Source organism: Rhodovastum atsumiense (genome assembly GCF_937425535.1).
GTDB classification, from domain to species: domain Bacteria; phylum Pseudomonadota; class Alphaproteobacteria; order Acetobacterales; family Acetobacteraceae; genus Rhodovastum; species Rhodovastum atsumiense.
Genome location: NZ_OW485606.1, coordinates 99,067 through 112,258 on the forward strand (window position 1 = coordinate 99,067; position 13,192 = coordinate 112,258).

At 67.2% G+C, this 13,192-nt stretch carries 8 protein-coding genes; all 8 read left to right on the forward strand.

The features are described 5' to 3' along the window. Positions 1–74: 74 nt before the first annotated feature. On the forward strand, positions 75–1,424 hold the full coding sequence (locus tag NBY65_RS32930; protein ID WP_150041349.1) for a hypothetical protein: 1,350 nt from the start codon (positions 75–77) through the stop codon (positions 1,422–1,424). Positions 1,425–1,580: 156 nt separating this feature from the next. Beyond that, a complete protein-coding gene (locus NBY65_RS32935; RefSeq protein ID WP_150041348.1) occupies positions 1,581–5,753 on the forward strand; it encodes a cellulase family glycosylhydrolase in 4,173 nt (1,390 codons plus the stop codon). A 75-nt stretch (positions 5,754–5,828) separates the two neighbouring features. After that, complete coding sequence (locus NBY65_RS32940; protein ID WP_456312501.1) at positions 5,829–6,455, forward strand: hypothetical protein; 627 nt, start codon at positions 5,829–5,831, stop codon at positions 6,453–6,455. Continuing rightward, positions 6,452–6,943 (forward strand): hypothetical protein, encoded by a 492-nt coding sequence (locus NBY65_RS32945; protein ID WP_150041346.1) that lies wholly within the window; start codon positions 6,452–6,454, stop codon positions 6,941–6,943. The genes NBY65_RS32940 and NBY65_RS32945 overlap by 4 nt, the downstream gene beginning before the upstream one ends. Beyond that, on the forward strand, positions 6,940–7,575 hold the full coding sequence (locus tag NBY65_RS32950) for a contractile injection system sheath initiator (protein ID WP_150041345.1): 636 nt from the start codon (positions 6,940–6,942) through the stop codon (positions 7,573–7,575). Before NBY65_RS32945 ends, NBY65_RS32950 begins: the two co-directional genes overlap by 4 nt. Before the next feature lie 2 nt (positions 7,576–7,577). Beyond that, entirely contained in the window at positions 7,578–8,678 is a 1,101-nt protein-coding gene (locus NBY65_RS32955; protein WP_150041344.1) for a baseplate J/gp47 family protein, read from the forward strand. Further along, positions 8,675–12,580: a LamG domain-containing protein gene (locus NBY65_RS32960; protein ID WP_162530584.1), complete on the forward strand. Its 3,906-nt coding sequence runs from the start codon at positions 8,675–8,677 to the stop codon at positions 12,578–12,580. Before NBY65_RS32955 ends, NBY65_RS32960 begins: the two co-directional genes overlap by 4 nt. Before the next feature lie 52 nt (positions 12,581–12,632). Further along, positions 12,633–13,192, forward strand: a 560-nt coding sequence (locus NBY65_RS32965; RefSeq protein ID WP_250266056.1) for a hypothetical protein, incomplete at its 3' end; no start/stop codon positions are given.

Consider the following 13,192-nt stretch of genomic DNA (forward strand, 5'->3'; position numbering starts at 1 on the left):
TCGAGCTTCGCCGCTGCCGCCCGGCATTCTCGTAGGCGAAAACACGGGAAAGTCGTGACAGGAACCTGGGCACCATGACCAATATGAACCTCCGCTTTGCCCAGGTCGTTGCCGTGTGGCCGCAGCGCCGGTGCGTCGAAATCGTCTACTGCGACGACGGCTGGCGCGAGAACAATGTCCCCGTGTTGAACTGGTTCGTCAGTTCCGATACGGGCGCATGGTCAATGCATAACCTCCCTCGCCCGCCTTCCGAGCTGGAAGCTGGCGGGCTGCATCCCAACGACGAGGAGCGAACAACGCTCGCCATGGTGGCGAAGGTCGAGGGGCGGTCGGTCGTGATCGGCTTCATCCCGCACCCGCTCTCGCAGATCATGTTCACGGAGGATCAGCAGGACCGTGACCTGCTGTGGAGGCACCCCTCTGGCACGCTGCAACAGATCGCTCCTGATGGTAGCTATGAATTTCATCACACGGGCGGCGCCTATGTGCGGATCGGCTTCGATTCAGAATCAGGGCCGGCAGACGAGCACGAGGATCTGACGCCCTACGGGGCGAACGAGAATTGGGAGTTGCCGAAGAACGATCCTCCCACGATCACCATCGTCACGGAGACGTTCAAGGCCCGCATCCGCCCAGGCGGGGACACGCTGATCGAGAGCGGCGGGAACCTCGAAATCTACTATACCGGCAACGGCACGGTGAAGCTGGGCGGCAACGCCACCGTGCATGTGGCCGGTTCCGCGGACGTGTCGGCAGGAGGGCCTATCACGGTGCAGACGCCCGACAACGCCACGGTCACGGCGGGCGGCGATGTCACGGCGCAGGCAGTCGGCAACGCGCGCATCGCTGCCGGTGGCGACGCGAGCGTGCAAGCGGCGGGCGCGGTCAAGGTCAATGCAGGCGGGGACCTGACAGCTCAGATCGTCGGCGATTCTCTGATCAGCACCGGCGGGGACGCTGTCGTGCGGGCGGCCGGCACAACCAAGGTGGGCGGCGGCGGCCCGGTGGCGGTGGCCTCATCAGAGCTACTGGTGCTGGACGCCAAGGCCGTCTTGGTGAACTGCGAGGCCATGGTGGTCACTGGGGACATCATCGAGACATCGTCCCTTGATGACATGATGGAGGCCATACTCGGTCCGGTGGGCGATGTCGTGACCGAGGCCGCCTTGGAGGCCATGACAGGGCTCGACCTGGGCGACCCGGGCGAGATGGCCACCCGCATGAGGATCGCCGCCGAGCTGTCCGCCACACAGGCGGAGGAGGCTGCCACGACGGCCGCGGATGCGGCCCAGGAACAGGCGGCCAAGGCCCAGGCAGACGCGGAGGCGGCGACAGCCGATACGCAGGAGCATGCACGTCTGGCGAAGGAATCCTCTGACAAAGCCGTGGGCACTGGCCAGAGGACTGGCCCTGGCTACAGTTAGCCGTTATGATTCTCCCCTTAGCTTTGTTAGCTAGTTCCTAAGATCAGAAACTTGCGGGGGCCGCGGAAGCGAGCCCCCGTCTTTTTTGGTCGTGACGGAACAACGGAGCGTATGTCCGCGCTCCTCCTCGATCCTCCGTCGTCCCCGATCGGCACAATGACCGTCACCCATGCGGGTGCGCTGGCGGTTGGACAGTCGAATCAAGGCTACTTCATCGGCGGCGACCCATGGCCGTTTGGGCAGTTGCTGGGCGGGCTTTCGACGGCGTGGGGGGTGCCGCGGGCGGTCTATACCCTTGGCGGGTGGACCGGGCCGGACGGCTGGGCTCTGCAACAGGGGGCCGTTGACAATACGTGGTCAACATACGGTGGGACGCCGGTTTACGTCTCTGGCAGCAACAGCGGGTTTCTCGATGCGTCCGCCGGTGGCGATCCGTCCACCTGGGGGCCGGGATATGCCGGCATCGGCGTCCGGAACTTCGTCACGAGCCTGCTGACTGCAACGGACCGCAACCGCATCCCGCTCATTTGGTGGCTCAACACGGAGACTGACAGCCAACTGCGGACCACTGCGGACAAGGCGACTTACAAGGCCGCGGTCATTCGCTGGCTGACCCTGCTGCGGTCCTGGGTGGGTAAGAGCGCCGATCGGCTCCCTGTATTCGCCCCGCTCCCGATCCCCTACGCACCCAGCAACACCGCGGCGCAGCGGATGATCCGCGAGGTGTTCCACGAGCTGGCCACCGATCCGGCGATGAACTTCCACATCGCCTTGCGGAACACGAGCGACGCCGAACCGCGGGGCGGGACTGACACCAGCCACATCGACGGCCCCGATCTCAAGACCTGGGGCCTGCGCCTTGCCCTGTCTGTCAGCCGGTGGATGCGGGCGCTGTATGGCATCGGCCCGGCCGCGGACTATGGCGGCCTCGGGCCGCGGATCACGCACGCCTGGGCGGAAACCGCCACCACCACCGTCATAACGGTGACGCACGACCGCGGCACCCAGCTCAAGACCCTGGACGCCAAGGCGCTGGACGGGCGCGGCTGGTCGGTGCGCGACAACGGCGCCATCCGCGCCGTCTCGGCGGCCGCGATCATCGGCGCGAACAAGGTCCGGATCACGCATGCGGCCTGCGCCGGCACCGCGGCCCAGCGTGAAATCGGTTACTGCCTTTTCGGCGAACGCACGGGCCGCAACGGCTGCATCTACGACAACGCCAGCACTCTCACGCCGCCGGCCGGCATGAGTGCCAGCTTCGCCCTCGACCTGCCGATTGCCGGGACGTTCCTGCCGCTCGTTGCCTCCGAGACGGCAGAGGGCACGGTGCCCTACACGATCAGCTTGAGCCCGCAGAGCCCGGGCACCCTGGCCGCGGCGGCGGACGGCACCGCGGCCTGGACCACCACCATCACCACCACCACCACCGGCGGCGACAGCGTCGAGTGGTGCATCCATGACTTGAGCGAGGGCGCGCGCGCCGATTGGGCCACCCTGACCGGCACCGCGGCGGGCGCCCAGCTCTCTGTCCCGTTCCGGGCGACAGGCGATTACCTGATTGTCCGCAAGCCCGGGGACGACAGCAAAAAAGCCTATTCGGACCGGGTAACGGTCACGCCCTATGTCGATCCGTTCGCCATCGTGCTTTCCCCGCAGAGTCCCGGGAGCATCATGGCCGGGGTAAGCGGAACCGCGATCTGGACAACCACGGTCACGACGACGGCCGGCAATAGCGCCGAATGGGCCGTGTTCACGGCGCAGAACGCCGCGCGCTCCGGGTGGGCCACCCTGACCGGCACCCTGGCCGGCGCTACGCTGGCTGTACCGTTCCTGGCGACGGGCGATTACCTCACGGTCCGGAAGCCTGGGACCGATTCCGTTCGGACCTACTCCGATCCGGTCACGGTCAACCCTTATGTCCCGCCCGTGGTGGAGTTCCAGGCCACCCTCTCGCCGTCGTCTCCCGACAGCCTGCCCGCGGCGCCGGACGGCAGCGCCGAGTGGACAATCACGGTCACGACGAAGGGCGGCGACAGCTTCGAGTGGGCGGTGTTCACCGCCCAGAATTGGGGCCGCAACGCCTGGGCGCTCGTCACGGGCTCCTCGACCGGCAAGCAGATCAAAGTGCCGTTCCGCGCCTCCGGCGACTACCTCGTGGTGAGGAAACCCGGCGACGACAGCAAGAAGTTCTATTCCCAGAAGGTCACACTCATCTCGGTGTCGTCCTGGGGCATTGTCGCCAAGGCGCAGGCAACGAGCGCGGCCACGCTGGCGAGCAAGCAGGCCGGGCATTATGTGCGCCTCAACCCATGGAGCCCTGGAACCCTGGTCGAAAGCATCCAGGGGCAGGGGGCCGTCTGGAACGTTCAGGTTGATACCAACGGCGTTTCCAGGGTTGCTTATGTCGTCGTGAAGTCGTCTGACTTCTCCTGGCGCAGCTCCGCGACGGTCGTGTCAGTCCCGCCATCCAAAGCCGTCATGATCGCGCCGCGGCTGATGGCGACTGGAGATTTCGTTAAGGTGTGGGACGCCGACGACTTCAATGTGACGACGGATTCCGGCGTCTGCACCATCGCCACCTCCACGCCGGGCGGCGGCACGCGCTCGCTCTCCATCACGCCGCAGCAGCCGGGCACCGTCTACGAGATGACGGCCGGCGCCGGCGCGCCCTACACCTTCACCGTCAAGTCCACCGGCATCAGCAAGATCGGTTGGGTTGTCGTCAAGTCGTCGGACTTCTCATGGCGCACCGCGCTGAATGTCGTGCCGACCACGGGGCAGATTCAGGTTACGGCGCGGATGGTCGCCACCGGCGACTTCGTGAAGGTCTACGACGCCAACGATCTCGCCTACTATGTTGACTCCGGCCTCTGCAAAGTCGCGCTCGACCCGACCGGCGGCGCGCCGCTCGATCCTGCGGATATCGCCTTCGCCAAAGCCTGGGTCAAAGACATCTACATGGGGGCCGACATCGAGCGCGGGTGGGCCTGGGCCGTCCCAGGCGGAGCCCTGACCTATGGGAAGTATCTCAAGGCGCAGGGCTTCGATTACGTCCGCCTGTTTTATGGCTGGCGCCCTGCATATGACATGATGGGCGAAGGCAAAAGCCCGCCGACCAAGGCGCAGTTCACGCGCATCCTCGACGCCGCGAAGGCATACATGGATGCCGGCCTCAAGGTCATTCTCGACTGCGCCGACGTGCTCACCACCTGGGAGGATTTCACCGCAAACGAGGCGGTGATTTACCAGCACATCCGCAACTGCACGACTTGGATTGCGGAGCGCCAGTTTGACCGGACGAAGTTCGCGTGTGGCCCGGCGAACGAATGGGGCGGCAATTCCGACTACACGCTGCACCAAGTCGCGCTGCACCGCATCCTGCGCGAAGCTCTCCCCGGCTATGTGCTGGTGTGCGGCGCGAACAACTGGAAGCACTACAGCGCGATGATCTCCAAGCGCCCGTTCGTCGCAGACGGGCGGGTGCTCTGGGACCACCACAGCTACGACGCGAAATCTGCCGCGGAGTGGGGGACGATCGAGGGGCAGATTCAGGCGTGGTCCGCCGCGAATGGTGGGCTCGTCACCATCTGGACGGAAGCCGGCCTCGGCTACGGCGGCTGGACTGACAGCGGTGGCGTCTACCACCAGGGGCAGGAGCAAGACCCTGTCGCCTGGATGCGCAACATCGACGCCATGTTCCCGGCCATGCACAGCCAGCGGCCGGGCTTCTGGGCCGTGACCTACGGCAATGCCTATCGCCTCAACAAGTCGGCCTCGGACGCCGCCATCAAGGACGGGAGCGACGGCGGGCCTGACCTGCTGACGCGGTTCAAGGATCTGGCCGCGGCCATCCGGGCGGACCTGGGCGACACGGGCAACGGCGGCGATCCTGGCAGCGACCCCGGCGGCAATGTGGTCATCCCCCTGCCGCCGCAGTTGGAGGGGCTGTTCGACGGCACCGACCCGTTCAATCAGCTCAACCAGATCACGATCCGGAATACGATCCGGAAGGCGCAGGACAATTTCAACACGATCGGCGCCTATTTCGCGGCGCTGACGGAGGTTCTGAAAGACCTGCTGGCGGAGCTGATCGCCCTCCACACCTACACCCGCGAGCGCATCTCGGCGTTGGAGGCCCGCGTCTCGGCCTTGGAGACGGAGAACGACGCCCAGGCTGCGGAGCTGGCGAGCCTGCGCAATGATCTCGCGGAATCCCGCATCACGGCCTTGCCCGGCCCCTTCGCCAACGATGCGGCGGCGGCTTCCAAGGTGCTGATCGGCGGCTACTACTTCGACAACAGCGGCGTGACCCGCCGCCGCATGACTTGACCCGCGGCGGCTATGCCGCCGGCGAGGTCGTGACGAGAAGGTGGGCGGGCAGCTTTCGAGTGCTCGCTCACCACCATGCCTTACGGGATTACCCCTCCGGATCAGAGCCTCCGCCCCATCGGGTTCCGCCTCTCCGGAGGCGGGGCCGGGGCATTGCACATGATGGCGCTCCGGCCGGAGGAGCTGACGTGGATCGAGCCCACGCGGTTAACGGTGCAGAACACGCTGGGCGGCGCCTGGGCGGACCATTGGGACCGGGCGGTGCAGACGATCCGAATCAGCGGTCACACCGGTTGGCGGCCAACCGGCGGCCTGGGCGGGGGCGGCGGGGGCGAAGCCGCCTTCATCTCTCTCCGCGACACGAGCTTTCAGGTCTGGAATGACACGCGCACGGCCATTGCCCGGGGCGGCGGCGACCCGAACGTGGTCCGGCTTGAGTTCGTGGACGCGCTCGACATGCGGGCCGCGCTGGTCGCGCCGCGCGTGTTCACGCTCAAGCGCAGCAAGACGAGCCCGCTCCTGCAACGCTACAACATAGAACTGCTGGTTCTACAAGACCTTGCGCTGCCAACCGGCGTCGCGGATCCGATCAATGCGGCCATCAACGCGGCCACCGCCTTTGTCGGCGGGGCGATGGCGCTGGATGGCGTCGCCGGCGCGATCGACGCCGGCCTCAACAACCTTGGGGGCTTGTTCCCATGATCGTGGAACGCTTCGCGGAGGTCGGGGCCAACCTGCTGCGCCTCGCCGCCCAGCTCGCGCGGGACACCCGCGGCACGTTCGCGGACGGCGCGGCGCCGGCCCTCGGCACCGTCATCGCCTACAGTGAGGCGGCGCGGAACGGGTTCCAAGTCCTCGCCGCGGACCCCGGCATGAGCGAGATGCAGCGACTGATCGCCGGCGAGATGGCGGTGAGCTTTTCCAAGGCCCTCGGAACCATCGCGACCCGGTTCGGGCAGTCGGCCACCATGCCGACGCTCGAACCGCTGCGGGAGGACGCTCCGCCGCCGCTGCGCGCCGCCCTGGCCGACATGTTCGCCACCGATCCAGGCCCGGTGACGGTCACGCCCGGCGCCCTGGCGGCCCTGGACTCCCTCCGGCGCGATCCCCTGACGCTGGCTTCCGCCGGAGCCGCGGCCGTGGTGCAGCTCATGGCGGCGGCCTCGGAAGGGGTGGTAATCGCACAATGAGCATCCGCAAGCCGATCTCCGGATATCGGCTCGCCGACACGCGGCAAGGGGACACCCTGCAAGCGATTGCGCTGCGCGAGCTGGGCGACGCCTCGAAGTGGTCCGATCTGGCCGCGCTGAACAACCTGCTGCCGCCCTATGTGGTGGACACCCTGGCGGAGTTGGAGGACGACGCCGGCGATCCGCCGCCGGGGCGCGTGCTGCTGGTCGGCATGCCCATCAAGATCCCGGCCCCAGGCCCGGCGCCCTCCGGCGTGCTGGACGTGTCCGACCTGTTCGGTACTGATCTCGACCTGTCGGGCGGCCTGCTGTCCGTGAGCGAGGCGGGCGACCTTCAGCTCGTCTCGGGGGTGCCGAACCTCCGGCAAGCCCTCCATCATCGCCTCGAAACGCACACCGGGGAGCTGATCTTCCACCCCGATTACGGACAGCGGTTCCATGAGCTGATCGGCGGCCCCGCGAACCCGATCACGAATCTCCTGGGTGCAAGCTATGTGGCGAGCTGCGTCCGCTCGGATCCGCGCATCGCCAACGTGCGGGACACGAAGGCGGAGCTGCGCGGGGATGGCATCGCCGTATCCGCAACCGCCGTGACAATCGACGGCAAGCCCCTGCCCGTGGGAGGCGAGTAGCCGTGGCATTCCGGATCAAGCCCTTCCTCGAAATCACGGCGAGCATGATCGGCCACATGCGGGCCGTGAATAAGACGCTCACTGACTATGCGGTCGGCAGCGTCGCGCGCACGATGATCGAGGCACCAGCGGCTGAAATAGACGAGCTGTATCAGGCATTTGCCGCAGGCTTGGTCGAAGCGATCCCAACGGCCATTTACCGCTCGTTCGATTTCTCCTTGCAACCCGCCAAGTCGGCTTCCGGCGTGGTCCGCCTCTACGCCCAGGCGGGGCACAACGCGCCGGTCGCCATCCCGGTGGGGTTCCTCGTAGCCTCCTCCACGGCGCAGTACCAAACCGCGGAAGCGGCCTCGATCCCGGTCGGGCAGGAATACGTTGACGTGCTGGCCGTGTGCCGCACGCCCGGCGCCGCCGGCAATGCCGGCCCCGACGAGATCCGCTACCTCGTCACGGCCGGCTACAACGTGGTTCGGGTCACGAACCCCGCCGCCTTCGCCAACGGCCGGGGGGTGGAGACGGAAGCGGAGCGGAAGTTGCGCTTCGTGGACTTCGTCCGGTCCCTGGCGCGCGGGACCATCGGCGCCGTGGTTTTCGCCGCCAAGCAGGCCGTCATCATCGACCGGCCCTCGGGCATCGTCTCCGAGCGCGTGGCCCGCGTTCAGGTGGACGAGACGCCCGGCCACGTCGATATGTACGTCCACAACGGCACCGGCAATGTCTCGGACGCGCTGCTCGCCCGCGTCGATGCGCTCGTCCAGGGCTACATTGACCCCTACACGGGGGAAATCGTGACCGGCTATCGTCCCACGGGCATGCGGGTTGACGTGCATCGCATGGGGGAAATCCCGGTTGACGCCCGGGTGCAGGCGGAGGTCGCGATGGAGGCGAGAAGCGAGGCGCTACGGGCGCGCATCGCGGCGGCCATGGCCTCCACCATCTCGGCCGTGCCGAACGATCAATACCTGATGCCGCTGTCCTTGCAGAACGCCGCCATGACGGTGCCGGGCGTGCGCGGCGCGGTCGTTGTGGCGCCTACCCTGACCATCCTATGCCCCCTCAACGCGGTGCTGGTGCCCGGCACCATGACGGTTGACTGGCGATGACGGCGCTGTTCCGCCCCGGCGTGCCGATGCGGGCGCGCCTCCTCGGCCGCCTGAACCGCGTTTTCGACAAGAGGCCGGTGGCGGTCCTGGCGCTGCGTATCCGCTCCTATGGCGGGCTGCGCTGGCGCGTGAAGGGGCGCGTCCTGACCGTCTACCGGCCCGACATGCCGGCCCTGACGCTCCTGCTGGAAGGGCGCACCATCGCCCAGCTCCGCGATGATCTGGCGGCCGCGGATGTGTCCATTGCCTACTACGCCGACGATCCGGCCGTGCTCGTGCAAGGCGCTCTCTCGTTGGTCGAGGGTGAGGGCGATCAGGACACGAGCAACGGCGATTGGCTCTGGGCCTATACCTCGATCCTATACGGCTGGGCGGATGCGGTGGGGCGCTGGCTGGACATGGCCCGGGCGGACATTCCCCAGGCTCTCCGGCAGCTCGTCATCCCGCAGTCTGAGGGCGAGTGGTCCGAACTCTGGGCGTCGTATTTCGGCCTTGCCCGCAAGCGGAATGAGACGGACGAGCGGCTGAATTTCCGCACGGTCTACGAGTGGAGGCGCGCGCGCTCGAACCCTTTCGCCATCCAGGCCAACATCAAGGCCCTGCTCGGGCAGAACATCACAGTCCGCGAACCGTGGCGGGAGATGTTCACGCTCTCGGAATCGGCCTTGTCCGGCGCCGACCACATGCCGGATGCGGTCGAGTTCTGCTACCACACCGCGCAGCTCATATCGGCCGACTATTTGGATTGGGACGAGGTGATGATCGAGGCGGAGGCTGACCGCCCCGCCGGCACGCTCTACCTCGCGCCTGTCACCATCCCCCCGCCCGCCATCATCCGCCGGCCCGACGACATCAAGGTCTTCGCTTTCGCCTCGCTCTGCGCCTCATGGCTGGTGCAGGACATGGACGGCATGATCCTGTCGGTGAACGCCGGCCTGTCGGACAGCTTCGTGCGGATGGCGCCGGCGCTCTCCCGGGCAGAATGGACAAGCCTGCATGCCGGGCCGCTGCCGCACCCGCCGGCCGCGAGTTTCCATCCCCAGGTGTTCTGCAAGGGCGAGATCATCCTCTCGGAAGGCCCGGCCCTCGGCGACCTGAACGCGCATTTCCCCGGCACCATGCTGGTCGAAGAGGGGGACGGCGGGATGGAAATGTCGGGCGGCACGGGGCTGTCCGACTATGCCCACCGCCTCGTCTGGGTGCCGATTGACGAGTGGTTCGAGGACGCCAACGGCGGCGGCTGGGATCCTCCGGAATATCCTGGCATGGCCGGCATCCATCCGGGCGTGTCGAGTTCCAGCCTCGCTGTAAACGAGGAGGAAGGCAGCGTCTGGGCCGGCGCCATCATGGCCTCCTTTGGCGCGATCGGCGGATGGGGGCCGGGGCTCATCGGCTTGGCTCGAACGGACGAGATCAAGCGTCAGCCTATTGCCGGTACCGCCGCGGCCCAGGCCGTCGCGTCTGCCGGCCTGAAAACCGGCAAGCTCCTGGCTGGCAGCGTTCAGGCGCGTGCCGTGGCCTCGGCCGGCCTGACCACCGCAATCCGCCTCGCCGGCAGCATCGCGGCGCAGGCGGCTGGCTGGGGCACCCTCTCCACCGGCGCGGGGCTGTTCGGTGCTTCCGCCCAGGCGAGCAGCGCGGCAACTGCCGATCTGACCACCGGCATTCTGCTGGTAGGCGCGGCGGCGGCGCAGTCCGCCGGCGCCGGCACTCTCACGGATCGCTATGGGTTCAGCCTCTCGTCCTATGCGATCGGCACCATCGAGCGCGATGCGGTTGACGGCGGGAAAGCCCGCTTCAACGTCACGGTCACGACGAGAGGCGAGCCCGGCGAAAACGACAGCGTCGAATGGGTTGTGTTCACCAGCGGCAACGCGACGCGCGGGTCGTGGACGCTGGAAACAGGCACGCGGACCGGCAAGGCCCTCTCCATCGTCATCACCGCGAATGGAGATTACGTCGGCTTCCGCAAGCCTGGGGGCGGGAGCGAAGCCTATGCCACCGCAGCGACAATCCGTGCCCTCATGGCTTCTTCCATCTCCGCCAGGGCGACAGCAACGGCGGCTGGGCTGGGCTCGCAGGGAAGCTCTGATCTCACGGGCACCGCCCAGGCTGGCAGCGCGGCATCTGCCTCCTTGACCACTGGCGTTCTGCTGGCTGGCGCGGCTGCGGCGCAGTCTTCGGGGGCTGGCGACCTGACCACCGGCATCCTGCTAGCCGGCGCGGGCGGGGCGCAGTCCTCTGGCACTGGCACCCTGACCGACCGCTACCGCGTCCTCCTGAACTCCTATGCGATCGGCACGATCGAGCGCGATCCGGCAGACGGCGGGAAGGCCCGCTTCGCCGTCACTGTCACCACTCAGGGCGAGGGCACAGAAGGCGATCGCGTCGAGTGGGCGGTGTTCAGCAGCACCGACGCGATGCGCGGGTCGTGGGCGCTGGAAACCGGCACCCGGGCCGGCAAGGCGCTCTCCATCGTCATCACTGCGAACGGCGACTATCTCTGCTTCCGCAAGCCCGGCGGCGGCAATGAAGCCTATGCCACGGCGGCGACGATCCGCGCTCTCCTGTCAGGCGCCATCTCCGCCAGCTCGACGGCGACGGCGGTGGGGCTGGCCGCTCAGTCGAACCTTGCCGGCACCGCCCAGGCCAGCAGCATGGCCTCGGCCGACCTGACCACCGGCATCTTGCTGGCAGGCGCGGCCGCAGCGCAGTCCTCCGGCGCCGGAACCCTCACGGATCGCTATAGCCTCTCGCTCTCGTCGTATGCGATCGGCACCATCGAGCGCGATCCGGCCGACAGCGGGCGCGCACGCTTCAACGTCACCGTCACGACGAAGGGCGAGGGCACCGAAGGCGATCGCGTCGAATGGGTGGTATTCAACAGCGCCAACGCGGCACGCGGGTCGTGGGCGCTGGAAACCGGCACTCGGGCAGGTAAGGCCCTCTCGATCGTCATCACTGCGAACGGCGACTATCTCTGCTTCCGCAAGCCCGACGGCGGCAATGAAGCCTATGCCACGGCGGCGACGATCCGCGCCCGCATGGCCTCCTCCATCTCCGCCAGCTCGACAGCAACCGCCACGCTCCCGCTGGATTGGCCGACCGCCGACATGGCCGCCCAGCTCTCGCCTGACGCAACCTCCTTCGTCACCAGCACCGGGGGATCCCCGGATTACGTCAACGAAGTGCGGGATGTGCTCGGCACGAGCTACTACCTTGTGCGCAACGAGGTTGCCTCGGATCTGACGAACAACCCGACGCTGGCGCTCGTTCACGGCCGCCGCATGATGGCCTTCTCCGGCGCCCAGCGGCTCGATTCTGCCTCTGCGACCAGCTCGAACGATCTGGCCGGACTGTTCGCGGCGGTCCGCGGCCCGCGCACTGTCGCCGCGGTGGTCCGGACCCCGGATGCGTGGCCAACCCAGGGGACCGGCTACTCCACCATCCTGCCGGTTGCCAACGAATATTGGGTCGGCAGCAACGGCTACTGCGTGGGCATCACCATCCAGAACATCAGCGGCCTGTGGCGGCCGATGCTCAAGACGACGGACAGCGGCGGCAACGGCAGGTCTGTAATCGGCAACGGCACGGGGCAGGAGTTGCAGCCGGGCACGGTCTATTTCATCGTCGCGCGCTGGAACGGGGACGGCACGGGCGACCTGTTCGTGAACGGCGTCAAGCTGACCGTGAACCGGCAGGGCACCATGCCGGCTGAGAGCACGAACCACCCCACGGCGCGCAGGTTCAGCGTCGGCTATACCAGAACCGATGCCAGCTCCGTGCTGGACAACTTCTTCTACGGCCATATCGGCGACCTGCTGTTCTACAACGTAGCCAAAGAGGACGCCTGGATTACCGGGGAGCTGCAAACCGCCTTCGCCTCACGATACCCCGGTTAACGGTCGTGACGGAAAGCTCTCCGGCGATATAACCCGCCGGAGCGCGCCCGATATGGCGATATTGACCCGGAGCGGGCGGACGGCTCTTGCCATCGCCCTGCTCGAACAGCCCATTCATCTGGCCTGGGGAACCGGGCTGGCCGCGTGGGACGACACCCCGGCCGCAGAATCGGCGACAGCAACCGCCCTGGTGGCCGAGGTCGGGCGCCGCGCCCTGACCGAAAGCAGGTTCGTGATGAACCTGGGCGATTGGGTGGTCGATCAGATCGGCCCGCCGCCCAACGGCACCACGAAGGACGATTGGGGGCTACAGCATGCGGATCTGGTGCCAGCCGGCAAGCTGCTGGTGGTCCCCACGGGCCGGTATGTCGATGTCAACCCGACGCCCTCGAACGAGGTCTACGTCCGGTTCCAGTTCGACTACGAGGACGGTGCCAGCCCGCCCGCGACCATCCGCGAGATCGGCGTGTTCGTCGGCACCGTCATCAAGCCCTCGGTCATCACGGCAACGCCAGGGAAGATGTATTTCCCGCCGGCGGATTTGCAGGATCCTGGCAAGCTCCTCGCCTTGCAGCACAACCCGAAGATCGTCCGGCAGGGCAATGTGCGGCA